The sequence below is a fragment of the Phreatobacter cathodiphilus genome (assembly GCF_003008515.1).
Taxonomy (GTDB): Bacteria; Pseudomonadota; Alphaproteobacteria; order Rhizobiales; family Phreatobacteraceae; genus Phreatobacter; species Phreatobacter cathodiphilus.
Genome location: NZ_CP027668.1, coordinates 2,801,041 through 2,816,887, shown reverse-complemented (window position 1 = coordinate 2,816,887; position 15,847 = coordinate 2,801,041). Strand labels below are relative to the sequence as shown.

At 68.9% G+C, this 15,847-nt stretch carries 13 protein-coding genes; 10 read left to right on the top strand and 3 right to left on the bottom strand.

Annotation, left to right across the window (positions count from 1 at the left end; genetic code table 11):
- Positions 1 to 6: 6 nt before the first annotated feature.
- The 4 genes from C6569_RS13580 (at position 7) to C6569_RS13565 (ending at position 5,777) form a co-directional block, all read left to right on the top strand.
- On the top strand, positions 7 to 1,854 hold the full coding sequence (locus C6569_RS13580) for an ABC transporter ATP-binding protein (protein WP_106751039.1): 1,848 nt from the start codon (positions 7 to 9) through the stop codon (positions 1,852 to 1,854).
- A gap of 211 nt (positions 1,855 to 2,065) precedes the next feature.
- Positions 2,066 to 3,853 (top strand): peptide ABC transporter substrate-binding protein, encoded by a 1,788-nt coding sequence (locus C6569_RS13575; RefSeq protein WP_106749357.1) that lies wholly within the window; start codon positions 2,066 to 2,068, stop codon positions 3,851 to 3,853.
- Positions 3,854 to 3,901: 48 nt separating this feature from the next.
- Positions 3,902 to 4,861: an ABC transporter permease gene (locus C6569_RS13570; protein WP_106749356.1), complete on the top strand. Its 960-nt coding sequence runs from the start codon at positions 3,902 to 3,904 to the stop codon at positions 4,859 to 4,861.
- Positions 4,827 to 5,777: an ABC transporter permease gene (locus C6569_RS13565; RefSeq protein ID WP_106749355.1), complete on the top strand. Its 951-nt coding sequence runs from the start codon at positions 4,827 to 4,829 to the stop codon at positions 5,775 to 5,777. Before C6569_RS13570 ends, C6569_RS13565 begins: the two co-directional genes overlap by 35 nt.
- A 66-nt stretch (positions 5,778 to 5,843) precedes the next feature.
- On the opposite strand, the gene C6569_RS13560 is transcribed toward C6569_RS13565, so the two are convergent.
- Both C6569_RS13560 and C6569_RS13555 read right to left on the bottom strand, forming a co-directional pair.
- On the bottom strand, positions 5,844 to 6,788 hold the full coding sequence (locus C6569_RS13560) for an SMP-30/gluconolactonase/LRE family protein (protein ID WP_106749354.1): 945 nt from the start codon (positions 6,786 to 6,788) through the stop codon (positions 5,844 to 5,846).
- A 145-nt stretch (positions 6,789 to 6,933) separates the two neighbouring features.
- On the bottom strand, positions 6,934 to 7,365 hold the full coding sequence (locus C6569_RS13555) for a DUF1236 domain-containing protein (protein ID WP_106749353.1): 432 nt from the start codon (positions 7,363 to 7,365) through the stop codon (positions 6,934 to 6,936).
- Between the two features lie 214 nt (positions 7,366 to 7,579).
- Between C6569_RS13555 and C6569_RS13550 the strand changes: the two genes are divergently transcribed.
- The 6 genes from C6569_RS13550 (at position 7,580) to C6569_RS22245 (ending at position 15,021) form a co-directional block, all read left to right on the top strand.
- On the top strand, positions 7,580 to 8,344 hold the full coding sequence (locus C6569_RS13550) for an ABC transporter ATP-binding protein (RefSeq protein ID WP_106749352.1): 765 nt from the start codon (positions 7,580 to 7,582) through the stop codon (positions 8,342 to 8,344).
- Positions 8,337 to 9,074, top strand: a complete 738-nt coding sequence (locus C6569_RS13545) for an ABC transporter ATP-binding protein (protein ID WP_106749351.1) — start codon at positions 8,337 to 8,339, stop codon at positions 9,072 to 9,074. The genes C6569_RS13550 and C6569_RS13545 overlap by 8 nt, the downstream gene beginning before the upstream one ends.
- A 56-nt stretch (positions 9,075 to 9,130) precedes the next feature.
- Positions 9,131 to 10,357, top strand: a complete 1,227-nt coding sequence (locus C6569_RS13540) for an ABC transporter substrate-binding protein (RefSeq protein WP_425440674.1) — start codon at positions 9,131 to 9,133, stop codon at positions 10,355 to 10,357.
- A 61-nt stretch (positions 10,358 to 10,418) separates the two neighbouring features.
- Positions 10,419 to 11,306 carry a branched-chain amino acid ABC transporter permease gene (locus C6569_RS13535; protein WP_106749350.1) on the top strand — a complete coding sequence of 296 codons (888 nt, stop codon included), beginning with the start codon at positions 10,419 to 10,421 and terminating at the stop codon, positions 11,304 to 11,306.
- Positions 11,306 to 12,301, top strand: a complete 996-nt coding sequence (locus tag C6569_RS13530) for a branched-chain amino acid ABC transporter permease (RefSeq protein WP_106749349.1) — start codon at positions 11,306 to 11,308, stop codon at positions 12,299 to 12,301. The genes C6569_RS13535 and C6569_RS13530 overlap by 1 nt, the downstream gene beginning before the upstream one ends.
- A 197-nt stretch (positions 12,302 to 12,498) precedes the next feature.
- Positions 12,499 to 15,021 carry an OmpA family protein gene (locus C6569_RS22245; RefSeq protein ID WP_245898100.1) on the top strand — a complete coding sequence of 841 codons (2,523 nt, stop codon included), beginning with the start codon at positions 12,499 to 12,501 and terminating at the stop codon, positions 15,019 to 15,021.
- A gap of 53 nt (positions 15,022 to 15,074) precedes the next feature.
- Here C6569_RS22245 and C6569_RS13520 read toward each other — a convergent pair whose 3' ends face one another.
- Positions 15,075 to 15,845: a GNAT family protein gene (locus tag C6569_RS13520; RefSeq protein WP_106749348.1), complete on the bottom strand. Its 771-nt coding sequence runs from the start codon at positions 15,843 to 15,845 to the stop codon at positions 15,075 to 15,077.
- Between the last annotated feature and the right edge of the window lie 2 nt (positions 15,846 to 15,847).

The following is a 15,847-nucleotide window of genomic DNA, read 5'->3' as shown; positions in this document are numbered from 1 at the left end:
CATTTCATGCTGCGCTATCTGGAAACCCGCATCGACCCGGTCGCCAATCCCCCGCATGGCGGGCCGCCCGCCGGCCTGCTCGCCTTTTTCTGGTATTTCATCGCCCAGGCGAAATGGCTCTTCGCCGCGCTCTTCGTCGTCGGCATGCTGGCGGCGGTGGTGGAGACCGCCATTCCCTATTTCATCGGCCGGCTGGTGGCGATCCTGACGGAGACGCCGCGCGAGACGCTGTTCGCCAGTGCCTGGCCAACCTTCGCCACCATGCTGGTGGTGGTCCTCGTGCTGCGGCCGCTGGTGCTGTTCCTGCAGCGGGCGATCTCCAACCACGGCATTTCCGGTCCGCTGAACACGCTGACCCGCTGGCAGAGCCACCATCACGTCATTCGCCAGTCCCTCGGCTTCTTCCAGAACGACTTTGCCGGGCGCATCGCCAATCACGTCATGCAGGCCGGCAGCGGCGTGAGGGAAACGGCGCTGGCCACCATGCGCTCGGTGCTGCACATCCTGTTCTACGGGGTGGCCGCGACGGGCCTGATGATGGCTCAGGACTGGCGCCTGGCGCTGCCCATCCTCGTCTGGTTCCTGCTCTATGTGACACTGCTGACGGCGCTCGTGCCGCGGCTGCGGGAAAAGGCGCGAACCGCCTCGGCCAAGCGCTCGGCGGTGACGGGCAAGGTGGTGGACGGCTACACCAACATCCAGACGGTGAAGCTCTTCGCGCGCACCGCGGACGAGGACCGCTACATCCGCGACAGCATGATGGAGATGAATTCGGCGTTCCTCGCCCAGCACCGCATCAACACGCTGTTCACGGTGCTGCTCAATCTCCTCAACGCCGCGCTGCTCGCCACGGTGGGGACGCTGGCCGTGGTGTTCTGGCAGGCGGGGCGGGTCGACATCGGCACGGTGGCCATGGTGCTGCCGCTCACCATCCAGATCATCAGCATGTCGGGCTGGGTGGCGGCGGAGATCCAGGGGATCTTCGAGAATGTCGGCGTGGTGCAGGAGAGCATGGGCTCGATCGCCCGGCCGCTGGCCATGCAGGACGCGCCGGGGGCCCGCCCGCTCGCCGTGGCCGGCGGCGAGATCGTCTTCGACCATGTGACGTTCGGCTACGGCCGCGCCGACCTGCCGGTGATCCGCGACCTGTCGCTGACCGTGCGGCCCGGCGAGAAGGTGGGCCTGGTCGGTCGCTCGGGGGCCGGCAAGTCGACGCTGGTCAACCTGCTGCTGCGCTTCCACGACGTGGAGAAGGGCGCCATCCGCGTCGACGGCCAGGACGTTCAGGCGGTCACTCAGGAGAGCCTCAGGCAGGCCATCTCGGTGGTGACGCAGGACACCTCGCTGCTGCACCGGTCCATCCGCGACAACATCATGTACGGCAAGGCCGGAGCCGACGAGGCGATGCTGGAGGCCGCGGCGGCGCGCGCCCATGCCGACGCCTTCATCCCGCTCCTGAAGGACATCAACGGACGGACCGGCTACGACGCCCATGTGGGCGAACGCGGCGTCAAGCTGTCGGGCGGCCAGCGCCAGCGCATCGCCATCGCCCGCGTCATCCTCAGGGACGCGCCCATCCTCATCCTGGACGAGGCAACGGCCGCCCTCGACAGCGAGGTGGAGGCGGCGATCCAGGACAGCCTCGGCGCGCTCATGGCCGGCAAGACGGTGATCGCCATCGCCCACCGCCTGTCGACGCTGCAGATCATGGATCGGCTGGTCGTGCTGGACGGCGGCCGGATCGTCGAGGAGGGAACGCACGAGGGCCTGTTGGCGAAGGGCGGGCTCTATGCCCAGCTCTGGGCGCGGCAGTCCGGCGGTTTCCTCGTCGAGCCGCGGCAGGCCGCCGAGTAGCGAGTCCGCTGCCGAAGCCTGCGGCAAATTGCTGCGCGCCAAAGGGCATCATGCCTTCCGCGCCATCAGATCGCCGCGCTGCCGTGGACAGCGCGCGAATCCGCGTTGACTTCCGCATCTGAAAACGCTCCGATCCCCGCTTCGCGCGCCGGAGGGACAATCCGGCCCGACCAGAGTGGCTCGCCCAGAACGTTTGCGAGGAGTGATTGCGATGAACGAGACCGAAATCCACGGCATGGTCGCCGAGGTGAAGGAGGGCAAGCTCTCCCGCCGCGGCTTCATGCAGCGCCTGGCTGCTTTCGGCGTCGCGGCGCCCACGGCCTGGCACATCCTCGACTTCCACGGCGTCGCCCAGGCCCAGTCGCTGACCGCCTACAAGCCGACCAAGGCCGGCGGCGGCGGGCCTCTGAAGATCCTGCTCTGGCAGGCGCCCACCCTGCTCAACCCGCACTTCGCGATCGGCACGAAGGACCAGGAAGGCTCGCGCGTCTTCTACGAGCCGCTGGCCGGCTGGGACAACGAGGGCAACCTCGTGCCCTTCCTCGCCGCCGAGATCCCGAGCCGCGAGAACGGCTCCGTCTCCGCCGACGGCCTCTCGGTCACCTGGAAGCTGAAGCCGAACGTCAAGTGGCACGACGGCAAGCCGTTCACGGCCGACGACTGCCTGTTCACGGCCGCCTATGCCGCCGACGCGGCGACGGCCGCCACCACGATCGGCACCTACAAGGACATCAAGGTCGAGAAGATCGACGACCTGACGATCAAGATCACCTTCCCGAAGCCGACCCCGTTCTGGGCCGACGCCTTCGTCGGCGCCGCCGGCATGATCCTGCCCAAGCACGTCTTCGAGCCGTTCAAGGGCGCCGCCTCGCGCGACGCGCCGGCCAACCTGAAGCCGGTCGGCACCAGCGCCTACAAGTTCATCGACTTCAAGCCGGGTGACATCCTGCGCGGCGAGCGCAACCCGGACTACCACATCCCGAACCAGCCGTTCTTCGACACGGTCGAGGTGAAGGGCGGCGGCGACGCCGTCTCGGCGGCCCGTGCGGTCATCCAGACGGGCGAGTTCGACTACGCCTGGAACATGCAGGTGGAGGACGAAATCCTCCTGCGCATGGAGCGCGGCGGCCGCGGCAAGGCCATTCCGGTCTCCAGCGGCAATATCGAGTTCATCATGCTGAACACGACCGATCCGTGGACCGAGGTCGACGGCGAGCGTTCCAGCGTGAAGACCAAGCATCCGACGCTGACCGATCCGGCCGTGCGCAAGGCGATCAACCTGCTGATCGACCGCGACTCGGTGCAGAAGTTCATCTACGGCCGCGGCGGCAAGGCGACGGCGAACTTCGTCAATGCCCCGCCGCGCTACGTCTCGCCGAACATGAAATACGAGTTCAGCATCGACAAGGCGAACAAGATCCTCGACGACGCCGGCTGGGTCCGGGGCGCCGACGGCATCCGCGCCAAGGACGGCAAGAAGCTGAAGTTCGTCTACCAGACCTCGATCAACGCCCCGCGCCAGAAAAACCAGGCGATCGTCAAGCAGGCCGCCCAGCGTGCCGGCATCGACATCGAGCTGAAGTCGGTGACGGCTTCGGTCTTCTTCTCCTCCGACGTCGCGAACCCGGATACCTATTCGAAGTTCTACTGCGACATCCAGATGTACACGACCACCATGCTCCAGCCTGACCCGGAGCGGTTCATGCTGCAGCTCGTCTCGTGGGAGATCGCCAACAAGGAGAACAAGTGGCAGGGGCGGAACATCTCGCGCTATTCCAGCAAGGAGGCGGACGAGGCCTTCCAGGAGGCGCAGAACTCGCTCGACCCGGCCCGCCGCACGGCGCTCTTCATCAAGATGAACGACATCTTCTGCGGCGAGAACATCCTCGTTCCGGTTCTCGCCCGCACCCGCATGGCGGCCTCCAGCAACAATCTGGTGGTTCAGCCCAGCGGCTGGGACCTGGACCTGTGGATGCTGAACGCGTGGTTCCGGCCCTGACGCCATCCGGCGTCAGGTCCCGCTCAAGAGGAACCAGGCACAGACTCCATGGGTACCTATCTCGTCAGGCGATTGCTCATCGCCCTTCCGAGCCTGCTCGGCATCAGCGTCGTGCTCTTCACGGTGCTGGCGCTGGCCCCCGGCGATCCCTTCGAGGAGATGGCCACCAACCCGAACATCCCTCCCGAAGTGCGTCTCGCACTTCGGGCGAAGTTCGGCATCGATGATCCGGTCTATATCCGCTACATCCGCTGGCTGACGGCGATGTTGCAGGGCGACTGGGGCTTCTCCTTCGCCAGCCGCGTCAACGTCGACACGCTGATCCTGCAACGCCTGCCTGCGACGATCTTCGTCATCGGCTCGTCGCAGATCCTGGCGCTGGCGATCGCCCTGCCGGTCGGCATCTATGCGGCGACGCGGCCCTATTCGATCTTCGACCAGATCGCCAACACCTTCGCCTTCATCGGCTTCTCGCTGCCGACCTTCTTCACCGGCCTGCTCTTCATCCTGGTCTTCTCGATCTGGCTGGATTGGCTCCCCTTCGTGTTCCGCACCGACATCGATGCGACGGGGTGGCGCTGGTACTGGGAGCAGATCAGGCAGGCCATCATGCCGGTCATGGTGCTCGGCCTGTTCCAGGCGGCCTCCTACACCCGCTACGTGCGCTCCGCCGTGCTCGACGTCATCCGTCTGGACTTCGTCACCACCGCGCGCGCCAAGGGGCTCGGCGAGAAGACCGTCGTCGTGCGCCACGTGGTGCGCAACGCGCTGATCCCCGTGGTCACGCTGGTCGCGCTGCAGATGCCCACCGTCTTCGGCGGCGCCATCGTCACCGAGCAGATCTTCCGCATCCCGGGCATCGGCTCGCTGCTGATCAGCGCCATCCTCGCCAACGACACCCCCGTCATCATGGCGGTGACCTTCGTCTTCGCCTGTCTCGTCGTGACCTTCAACCTGATTGCAGATGTCCTCTATGGCTGGCTCGACCCCCGCATCGCCTTCCGCTGATCCGGCGGTGGCCGAGATCGGAGCCGTCGTCACCGCCGAGCACGTCTCGCCGTGGGTCGACGCTTGGCGCAAGTTCCGTCGTCACAAGCTGGCGGTGGCGAGCAGCATCGCGCTGCTCACCATCATCGTGGCGGTGATCGTCGGACCCTGGCTGTGGCCGGTGTCCATCAACGACATCGATTTCACCGCCCGGCTCCAGCCCCCGTCCCGGGCCCATCCCTTCGGCACGGACGATCTCGGCCAGGACCTGCTGGCGCGCATGATCTATGGCGGGCGAATCTCGCTCGCCGTGGGTCTCGCCGCCATGTTGGTGGCCATCATCGTCGGCGTGATCATCGGCGCCATCGCGGGCATTTCCCGCGGCAGCGTCGACACGGCGCTGATGTGGCTGACGGACCTGTTCCTGTCGCTGCCGCAGCTTCCGCTGCTGCTGCTGATCATCTACCTGTTCCGCGACGCGCTGAAGGACATTTTCGGCGTCGAGATGGGCGTGTTCATCCTGATCGTCGTCGTCATCGGCGGCCTGAGATGGATGCCCGTGGCGCGCCTCGTCCGCGCCCAGTTCCTGTCGCTGCGCGAAAAGGAATTCGTCGAGGCGGCCCAGGCGCTCGGCGCCTCGAAGTCCCGTCAGGTGGTGCGGCACATCCTGCCGAACGCCATGGGGCCGGTCATCGTGGCGGCCACCATCGACGTCGCGGCGGCGATCATCGCGGAATCGACGCTGTCCTTCCTCGGCCTCGGCTTCCCGCCCGACATCCCGACCTGGGGACGCCTGCTGTTCGACGCCAAGGACTTCCTCGACTATGCGCCGCATTGGGCGCTGTTCCCGGGAGCCGCCATCTTCATCACCGTGCTGGCCATCAACTTCATCGGCGACGGCCTGCGCGACACCTTCGATCCGCGCCGGGTGCTCTAGCCCCCGAGCGACAGGGCAAACATGCCGGCCGCCGCGTTCCCGCGAGGGAGCGCGGCGGTCGTTGTTTCAGCCTCCCGCTGCGCCCTGGGTGTTGACGTAGAGCGCGTAAAGCCCGCGGCCCGTCGCCATGAACAGCCGGTTGCGGTGGCGCCCGCCGAAACAGACGTTGGCGCAGCGCTCGGGCAGGGCGATCCGCCCGATGGCCGTGCCGTCGGGCGCGAAGACCATGACGCCGTCGAGCTCGGGCGTGCCCATGCCCCAGCCGCACCACAGATTGCCGTCGATGTCGCAGCGGATGCCGTCGGGCGTGCCGCCGGGACCGGCATCGGCGAAGACGCGGCGATTGGCGATGGAGCGGCCGTCGGCGGCGACGTCGTAGGCGGCGATGAGCCGGTGCGGGGCGGCGCGCGACTCCACGAGGTAGAAGGTTTTCTCGTCCGGCGAAAAGCAGAGGCCGTTGGGGCCGGCGACACCCTCCGCGACGACGGCTATCTCCAGGCTCGCGGGATCGACCCGATAGACGTTCTGCGGCAGTTCGGGTTCCGCCACCGTGCCTTCGTAATGGCTGAGGAGGCCGAAGGCGGGATCGGTGAACCAGATCGAGCCGTCGGACTTCACCACCACGTCGTTGGGCGAGTTGAGGCGGCGGCTGTCGTAGTGGCTGGCGATGACGGTGAGGGAGCCGTCATATTCGGTGCGCACGACGCGGCGTCCGCCATGTTCGCAGGTGACGAGCCGGCCCTGCCGGTCGCGGGTGTTGCCATTGGCCTTGTTGCTGGGCGCGCGGAAAGGGGTGACGGCGCCGGTCTCCTCGTCCCACCTCAGGATGCGGTCGTTGGGAATGTCGCTGACCAGGAGGCAGCGCTGGTCGCCGATCCAGACCGGTCCCTCGCCCCAGCGCAGGCCGGTGGTGAGGCGTTCCACGGCGGCGTTGAACAGACGGTACTTGAGGAACCGCGGATCGAGAATCTCGATCGACGGATCCGGGTAAATGGGGCTCTGCTCCCACATGGCTGCGGCATCCTTTTCGGCGTTGTCTCCCGGCGCCACTGTCGAGCCGGGGCAGCAGCCGCGCAAGTCGGGCAGCGCAAGTCGGGCCGCGCAGCAAAAAGGGCGCCCGAGGGCGCCCTTTCGCTGATGCTACGCCGAAACAGGATCAGTCGATGACCTGCACGATGCGGCGGGTGCGCGGCTCGACGAGCACCGTGCGGTTGTTGACGACGGTGTAGCGGTACTCGGTCTGGCCGAAGCGGTCCGGAACCTCATAGTAGGTGACGCTCTCGGGCAGGGTGCGGCCGACGGCGACCTCGCCGTCATACTCGACCGACCGGTGGCGGCGCTCGACCACATACTCGCGGAACTGGGGACGGGTCGTCTCGGCGATGCCGCCGACGATCGCACCCGCCGCGCCGCCGACGACGGCGCCCACCGGGCCGCCGACGATCGCGCCGCCGACCGCGCCGGTCGCGGCGCCGGTGCCGACGCCCGGCGGAATGCCCTGCTCACGGGTCTGAGCGTGGGCGGGAAGGGCGAGGGCGAGGGCGAGGGAGCCCGCGAGGGCCGCGCCGATCAGCAGATGGTTCTTCATGATGTCCTCCGTAGAAGCTGCCGTGTTGGCATGGATGGACAACGCGTCTGCGTGATTTCCGTTCACCCGGGCCGATCACGGATCGTGACCGACTGCGACAGTTTGCCCGGACCCTCCGTCGTAAGACATGACGCGCTCGTCAGGTTTTGCATTGACTATGCGCGGCGCACCATGCAGCAATGCGCGCCAACGCACGGACAAAAGAACAGAGTGCATGGTGGGAACGACCGACGACATCATCCTCCAGACCCAGGGTCTGACGAAGGACTTCAAGGGCTTCACCGCAGTGAGCGAGGTCGACCTCGCGGTCCGGCGTGGGTCGATCCATGCGCTCATCGGGCCGAACGGCGCCGGCAAGACGACCTGCTTCAACCTCCTGACCAAGTTCCTCATCCCGACCCGCGGCACGATCACCTACAAGGGTGAGGACATCACCCGCGTGAAGCCGGCGGACATCGCCCGGCGGGGCCTCGTCCGCTCGTTCCAGATCTCCGCGGTCTTTCCGCATCTGACGGTGCTGGAGAACGTGCGCATCGCGCTGCAGCGCAAGCGCGGCGACAGTTTCGACTTCTGGAATTCCGAGCACGTGCTCAAGGAACTCGACGGCGAGGCGGCCCGCCTCGTGGAGGCCGTGGGCCTCGCCGAGTTCTCCCGCCATCAGGCGGTGGAGCTCTCCTACGGCCGCAAGCGGGCGCTCGAGATCGCCACCACCCTGGCGCTCGATCCCGAGATGATGCTGCTCGACGAACCGATGGCCGGCATGGGCCATGAGGACGTCGACCGGATCGCCGAGCTGATCCGCCGCGTCTCGGCCGACCGCACCATCCTCATGGTGGAACACAATCTCTCGGTCGTCGCCTCGCTGTCGGATCGCATCACGGTGCTGGCGCGCGGCAAGGTGCTGGCCGAGGGCGACTATGCCACCGTCTCGAAGGATCCGCGCGTGATCGAAGCCTATATCGGAGCCGGTCATGGCTGAGGCATTGGACATGACGCGCCCCGCCACCACCGCCCCGATGCTGGAAATCCGCGACCTGAACGCCTGGTACGGGGAATCCCACGTCCTGCACGGCGTCAACCTGGACGTCGCCGAGGGCGAGGTCGTGACGCTCCTCGGCCGCAACGGCGCTGGCAAGACGACGACGCTGAAGTCGATCATCGGCATCATCGGCAAGCGCACCGGCTCGATCCGCTTCCAGGGAGAGGAGACCGTGTCGATGTCGTCGCGCGCCATCGCGCGGCTCGGCATCGGCTACGTGCCGGAGGAGCGCGGCATCTTCTCCTCGCTCTCGGTGGAGGAGAACCTGATGCTGCCGCCGCAGGTGCGGCCCGGCGGCATGACGGTGGAGCAGATCTTCGAGCTCTTCCCCAACATCAAGGAACGTCTCACCAGCCAGGGCACCAAGCTCTCGGGAGGCGAGCAGCAGATGCTGGCGATTGCCCGCATCCTGCGCACGGGGGCGAAGTTCCTGCTGCTGGACGAGCCGACGGAGGGCCTCGCCCCCGTCATCATCGAGCAGATCGGCCGTACCATCGCGCGGTTGAAGCGCGAGGGCTTCACGATCATTCTCGTCGAGCAGAACTTTCGTTTCGCCCAGACGGTCGCCGACCGTCATTACCTGGTCGAGCAGGGCCGCGTGGTGGACATGATCCCGAACGCCGAGCTCGACCAGAACATCGACAAGCTGCACGCCCATCTGGGCGTGTGACCTGCGCAACAACAAGAAAAACCGACCCGAACGGACCCCTTTTGGAGGATACGACCATGACGACGTTTCGCATGAACCGCCGCTCCGTGCTTGCCGGCGCCGCGGCCACCGCTTTCACCGCGCGCTCCATGGCGCAGGCCCAGCAGCCTGTCTCCATCAAGATCGGCGTGCTGAACGACCGCTCCAGCATCTATGCCGACGTGACCGGCGAAGGCTCGGCTCTCGCCGCCCGCATGGCGGTGGAGGATTTCGGCGCCGCCGCCAAGGGCCTCAACGTCCAGATCGTTTCGGCCGACCACCAGAACAAGCCTGACGTCGGCGCCAACATCGCCCGCCAGTGGTACGACAACGACGCCGTCGACGTGATCGCCGACGTCCCGACCTCCTCGGTCGCTCTCGCCATCAACCAGATCACCCGCGAGAAGAACAAGGTCTTCATCAATTCCGGCGCCGCCACCTCGGACCTGACCGGCCCGCAGTGCTCGCCGAACACGCTGCACTGGACCTACGACACCTACATGCTGTCGCAGGGCACGGGCGGCGCGATGGTGAAGGCGGGCGGCGATACCTGGTTCTTCCTGACCGCCGACTACGCCTTCGGCCATGCGCTCGAGCGCGACACCACGGCCGTCGTCCAGAAGGCGGGCGGCCGCGTCGTCGGCGGCGTGCGCACGCCGTTCCCGTCGAGCGACTTCTCGTCCTTCCTGCTGCAGGCCCAGGCCTCGCGCGCCAAGGTCATCGGCCTCGCCAATGCCGGCGGCGACACGATCAACTCGATCAAGCAGGCGGCCGAGTTCGGCATCACCCAGGGCGGCCAGAAGCTCGCCGGCCTGCTGATGTTCATCAGCGACGTGCACGCCCTCGGCCTGCAGACGGCCCAGGGCCTGGTGCTCACCGAGTCCTTCTACTGGGACCTCAACGACGGCACCCGCGAGTTCTCGAAGCGCTTCGGCGCGCGTCACGGCGGCAAGATGCCGACGATGGTGCAGGCCGGCGTCTATTCCGGCGTGCTGCACTATCTGAAGGGCGCGGCGGCGACCAAGTCGAAGGATGCGGCCGGCGTCATCTCCTGGATGAAGGGCAACCCGACCAACGACCCGATCTTCGGCCCGGGCAGCGTGCGCGCCGACGGCCGCAAGATGCATCCGGCCTATCTGTTCGAGGTCAAGAAGCCCTCGGAGTCCAAGGGTCCCTGGGACTATTACAAGCTCGTGGCGACCCTGCCGGCCGAAGAGGCCTTCCGCCCGCTGACCGCCGGCGCCTGCCCGCTCGTTCGCGCCTGATCCAGTCCGCATCCGGGGCGCCGCACGGCGGCGCCCCGCTTCTCTCCGGGATTCGCAGTCCATGTTCGAGCTCATAGGCATTCCGCCCCAGGCCCTTTTCGGACAGCTCCTGCTGGGGCTGATCAACGGCTCGTTCTACGCGATCCTCAGTCTTGGCCTCGCCGTCATCTTCGGCCTCTTGAACATCATCAACTTCACCCACGGCGCGCAGTACATGATGGGCGCCTTCATCGCCTGGATGCTGCTCAACTGGGTGGGCATCGGCTACTGGCCCTCCCTGCTCCTGGCCCCCCTCGTGGCGGGCGTGTCGGGCGTCATCATCGAGCGGCTGTTTCTGCAGCGGCTCTACCACCTCGACCACCTCTACGGCCTCTTGCTGACCTTCGGCCTCGCCCTCATCATTCAGGGTCTGTTCCGCAACTATTTCGGCTCCTCCGGCCTGCCCTACCAGATCCCGGCGGAACTGCGCGGCGGCCAGAACCTCGGCTTCATGTTCCTGCCCAACTATCGCGGCTGGGTGGTCGTCGCCTCGCTCGTCGTCTGCCTGGCGACCTGGTTCGTCATCGAGAAGACCCGCCTCGGCGCCTATCTGCGCGCGGCGACCGAGAATCCGACGCTGACCCAGGCCTTCGGCATCAACGTGCCGCTGCTGATCACGCTCACCTACGGTTTCGGCGTCGGCCTCGCCGCCTTCGCCGGCGTGCTGGCGGCGCCGGTCTATTCGGTCAACCCCAACATGGGTGCCGACCTGATCATCGTCGTCTTCGCGGTGGTGGTCATCGGCGGCATGGGCTCGATCCTCGGCGCCATCGTCACCGGGTTCGGCCTCGGCATCATCGAGGGCCTGACCAAGGTCTTCTATCCGGAGGCTTCGGCCACCGTCATCTTCATCATCATGGCCATCGTGTTGCTCGTGAAGCCCGCCGGCCTCTTCGGGAGGACCGCCTGATGGCCGAGGTCACCATCGCCGCCCCCACGTCCGGCCCCGTCGCAGCCGAGAGCGCGGATCATTCGGCCCTCCATCGCATGCTGTTCATCGCCCTGGCGGCGGTGCTGGTGGTGCTGCCCTTCATCCCGGTGATCGGCTATCCGTTCTTCCTGATGAAGGTGCTGTGCTTCGCGCTCTTCGCCTGCGCCTTCAACCTGATGCTCGGCTATGGCGGCCTGCTCTCCTTCGGCCACGCCGCCTATTTCGGTTTCGCTTCCTACGTCGCCGCCTATACCGCCAAGCACTGGGGCCTGACGCCGGAGGTCTCGATCCTGCTCGGCACGGCCTCGGGCGCCGCCCTCGGCCTCGTCTTCGGCGCGCTGGCGATCCGCCGGCAGGGCATCTATTTCGCCATGATCACCCTCGCCCTGGCGCAGATGGTCTATTTCTTCTCGCTGCAGACCCCGGGATTCACGGGCGGCGAGGACGGCATCCAGGCGGTGCCGCGAAACAACCTGTTCGGCGTTCTGCCGCTCGGCAACGACACCATCACCTACTACTTCGTCGCCGTCATCTTCCTCGTCGGCGTGCTGCTGATCTACCGCATCATCCACTCGCCCTTCGGACAGGTGCTGAAGGCGATCCGCGACAACGAGGCGCGGGCCGTGTCGCTCGGCTACCGGGTCGCCCAGTACAAGCTCGCCGTCTTCGTCCTGTCGGCCTCGCTGGCAGGCCTCGCCGGCGCCACCAAGGCCATCGCGGTGCAGCTCGCCTCGCTCACCGACGTGCACTGGAGCATGTCGGGCGAGGTCGTGCTGATGACGCTGGTCGGCGGCATGGGCACGGTGTTCGGACCGATCATCGGCGCGGCGGTCATCATCTCGATGCAGAACTTCCTGGCCGGGCTCGGTGCCTGGGTGACGGTCGTGCAGGGCGTCATCTTCGTGGTCTGCGTGCTGGTCTTCCGCGAGGGCATCGTCGGCGTCATCGGCAAGTGGCTGAAGAAGCCGCTCTGACCGCTCGTTCGAAGCGAACGGGTGACATGGCTCCGCACCGCGTGCCGGCGGGCGGGAACGTGTCCTTGATGAACAACGTTAAGGCAAATGCCCCGACCTGCCTCGGCACGGTCGCGATTGCGCCGCCTTTGTTGGATGCGATACCGGTCTGAACCGCCGGTCCCGACCGGCGCGCACCTGACGATGTGGAGACGATCATGCACGCGATGAAACGCGCCCTGCTGGCGGGCACCATCCTGCCCGTCCTGGCGATCGGCCCAGGCTTCGGCGATACGCTGCGGCCCGAGGGCACGCTCCTCCTCGCGCAGATGCAGCCCCAGGGCGAGGGACAGGACCCGCGTCAGCGCCGGCCCGGCGGACCGCCGCCGCAGCAGGGCCGCCCGGCCGTGCAGCAGCCGCGCCCGCCCGTGGCGCCCGTACAGCAGCAGCCGCGCCCGCCGGTGCAGGCCGCCCCGCAGCGCCAGGCGCCCCCCATCCAGGCCGCGCCGCAGCGGCCGGCCCCGTCGTTCCAGCAGCGAGGCCCGGCCCAGGCGGCGCCGCAGCAGCAACCGCGTCCGCCCATGCAGGCGACGCCGCCGCAGCAGCCGCGCGTCGCGCCGCCCGCTGCCGTCCAGCAGCGCCCGCCGGTGGGCACGCCGCCCGGCCTGCGTCCGGGGCAGGGTCAGGGTCAGGGCCAGCCGCCCGCGGCACGCGGTGCCCAGCCCGGCTTCGGCGGCCGGCCGGCCGCCCCGCCTCCCGGTCTCGCCCAGCCGCAGCCCGGCCGCACGGCACCCCCTCCGGCCGCCACCGGCCAGCAGGCGACACCCCCCGCGGCCACCTCGCCCGTGCGGCCCGGCGGAACGCCCGGCGCCATCCGCCCCGCCGACGGTCGTCCGCCGTTCGGCGGAACGGCCCCGGGCCAGACGGCACAGCCTCCCGGTGGTCAGGCCACGCCCGGCCAGCCGGGCATCGGCCAGCGCGCGCCCGGCACCGTTCCCGGCCAGCCCGGCATCGGTCAGCGCGCGCCCGGCACCGTTCCCGGCCAGCCGCCGGTCGCCCAGCCCGGCACGGGTCAGCCGCCGACCCCGGGCCAGCCCGGCATCGGCCAGCGCGCGCCCGGCACGGTTCCCGGCCAGCCGCCGGTCGCCCAGCCCGGTACGGGCCAGCCGCCTACCCCGGGCCAGCCCGGCATCGGCCAGCGCGCGCCCGGCACCGTTCCCGGCCAGCCGCCGGTCGCCCAGCCCGGCACGGGTCAGCCGCCGACCCCCGGCCAGCCCGGCATCGGCCAGCGGCCCGGAATCGGTGGCCCCGGCCAGCCGCCGGTCGCCCAGCCCGGCACGGGCCAGCCGCCGACCCCCGGCCAGCCCGGCTTCGGCCAGCGGCCCGGAACCGGTGGCCCCGGTCAGCCGCCGGTCGCCCAGCCCGGCACGGGCCAGCCGCCGACCCCGGGCCAGCCCGGCTTCGGCCAGCGGCCCGGAACCGGTGGCCCCGGTCAGCCGCCGGTCGCCCAGCCCGGCACGGGCCAGCCGCCGACCCCGGGCCAGCCCGGCTTCGGCCAGCGGCCCGGAACCGGTGGCCCCGGTCAGCCGCCGGTCGCCCAGCCCGGCACGGGCCAGCCGCCGACCCCGGGCCAGCCCGGCTTCGGCCAGCGGCCCGGAACCGGTGGCCCCGGCCAGCCGCCCGGTGTCGGCGGCCCCGGAGGCTTCGCTGGCGGCCAGCCGCCGAGCGGTCCGCCCGAGCGTCGGCGCGGCTCCCGCATCGGCCCCGCCGGAGCGGCGGCCATCGGCCTCGGCGCCGGCGTCATCGGCGGCTTCATGCTCAATCAGGGCGCCCGCGCCGACGACGTCGGCGAGGTGCGCCAGCGGCGCCGCGAATTCACGCAGGACGGCGTGACCGTCATCCACGAGCCCGGCCGGACCATCGTCCGCGACGGCGAGGGCGTCTTCGTGCGTCACGACGAGACCGCGCGGTTCCGTGATCTGGGCGGTGATTTCCGCACCGAGCGCCGCGGCAACGAACTGGTGTCGATCTACGACCGCCCGGGCGGGATCCGGGTCATCACGGTCACCGACGAGCACGGCCAGCTCCTGCGGCGCATCCGCCGCTATCCGGACGGCCGCGAGGTCATCCTGATCGACAACTCGTTCAGGCCGCGTGCCCGCACCTTCGAGGAGCAGATCGTCGTTCTGCCGCCGCCGGAATATTCCATGCCGCCCGACCGCTACATCGTCGACGCCGACGAGGCTCCGCCGGAGGTGATCTACGAGGCGCTGACGGCGCCGCCGGTGCAGCGTCCGCCGCGGCGCTACACGCTGGACGAGGTGCGCTACAGCCCGACGGTGCGCGCCTATACGCGCAGCGTCGACCTCAACACGATCAACTTCGACACGGGATCGTGGGAGATCAAGCCGGACCAGATCCAGCGCCTCGACACCATCGCGGCGGCGCTCGGGCGGGCCATCACGGCCAACCCGAACGAGGTCTTCCTCATCGAGGGCCATACCGACGCGGTGGGCAACGACGTCGACAACCTGTCGTTGTCGGATCGCCGCGCCCAGGCCATCGCGACGGCGCTGACCCAGAGCTACAACATCCCGCCGGAGAACCTGACGACTCAAGGCTACGGCGAGCAGTATCTCAAAGTGCAGACGCAGGGGCCCTCGGCGGAGAACCGGCGCGTGACGCTGCGCCGGGTCACCGAGCTCCTCAACCAGCAGAACACCCAGGCGCCGCCGCAGTAACGGCGCGCCTGACGGCCACGACGAGCGGGCGCCGGCGGGCGCCCGTTTTCGTTTCAGGGGCGGTGGAGGTGGAGCCCGACCAGCGTCTCGCGGATCTGGAAGCCGAGGCGGGCATAGAGATTGGCGACGCCGACATTGGCGGCGGAGACGACGGTATCGACGCGGCGGATGCCCGCCTGTTTCAGGTGCAGCATGATCGCCGTCCAGAAGGGCAGGGCGAGAACCGCCTGATCCGGCTGCGTGCCGCCGAGGACGAGGTCGGCGGCGCCCTCCGCCGTGGTGAAGGCCATGAAGGCGGCGGGGCGGGGAGGTGGGCCGGTGACCAGCACCGTCGCCCGTCCGGCGAGGAGACCCTCCATCCAGTCGATCTGGCGGCGCGGGTTGACCGCGGGCGGGATGGCCGGGTCCTCGGCAAAACGGCCGAAGTTGAATGTCGCGGCGGCCTGGTCGAGGAGCGCGGGGTGATCCTCTGCGAGCGGCGCACGCAGCGCCAGTGGGCGGGTTCCGGCAGCGTCGAAGCGCGCGAGATTGGGATAGCGCAGGCGCAGGACGGTCTCGACATAGCGGAACCCGGCGGCCTGAAGCCGCGCGATCGCCTGGCGGCGGGCCGCATCGATCCGGGCCGTCACCAGGGCGGCGCCGCGCTCCTGGCAGGCGGCGTCGAGGGCGGCGAAAAGGTCGTCGTCATCCGTGCCGGCCCCGTTCTCGCAGGCGAGGGCGAGTTCGGTCACGTCCAGCGTCGGCCGGCCGAGGGCGCGGGCGTCCCAGGGCGTGTCCCTGAGCACGATCCGCCCGCCGCCGTCGCCACCGAGGGTGAGCGCCATGG

Coding starts and splice junctions, on each gene's coding strand:
- C6569_RS13580 (WP_106751039.1), top strand. CDS start 7: ATGCTGCGCTATCTGGAAACCCGCATCGACCCGGTCGCCAATCCCCCG.
- C6569_RS13575 (WP_106749357.1), top strand. CDS start 2,066: ATGAACGAGACCGAAATCCACGGCATGGTCGCCGAGGTGAAGGAGGGC.
- C6569_RS13570 (WP_106749356.1), top strand. CDS start 3,902: ATGGGTACCTATCTCGTCAGGCGATTGCTCATCGCCCTTCCGAGCCTG.
- C6569_RS13565 (WP_106749355.1), top strand. CDS start 4,827: ATGGCTGGCTCGACCCCCGCATCGCCTTCCGCTGATCCGGCGGTGGCC.
- C6569_RS13560 (WP_106749354.1), bottom strand. CDS start 6,788: ATGTGGGAGCAGAGCCCCATTTACCCGGATCCGTCGATCGAGATTCTC.
- C6569_RS13555 (WP_106749353.1), bottom strand. CDS start 7,365: ATGAAGAACCATCTGCTGATCGGCGCGGCCCTCGCGGGCTCCCTCGCC.
- C6569_RS13550 (WP_106749352.1), top strand. CDS start 7,580: ATGGTGGGAACGACCGACGACATCATCCTCCAGACCCAGGGTCTGACG.
- C6569_RS13545 (WP_106749351.1), top strand. CDS start 8,337: ATGGCTGAGGCATTGGACATGACGCGCCCCGCCACCACCGCCCCGATG.
- C6569_RS13540 (WP_425440674.1), top strand. CDS start 9,131: ATGACGACGTTTCGCATGAACCGCCGCTCCGTGCTTGCCGGCGCCGCG.
- C6569_RS13535 (WP_106749350.1), top strand. CDS start 10,419: ATGTTCGAGCTCATAGGCATTCCGCCCCAGGCCCTTTTCGGACAGCTC.
- C6569_RS13530 (WP_106749349.1), top strand. CDS start 11,306: ATGGCCGAGGTCACCATCGCCGCCCCCACGTCCGGCCCCGTCGCAGCC.
- C6569_RS22245 (WP_245898100.1), top strand. CDS start 12,499: ATGCACGCGATGAAACGCGCCCTGCTGGCGGGCACCATCCTGCCCGTC.
- C6569_RS13520 (WP_106749348.1), bottom strand. CDS start 15,845: ATGGCGCTCACCCTCGGTGGCGACGGCGGCGGGCGGATCGTGCTCAGG.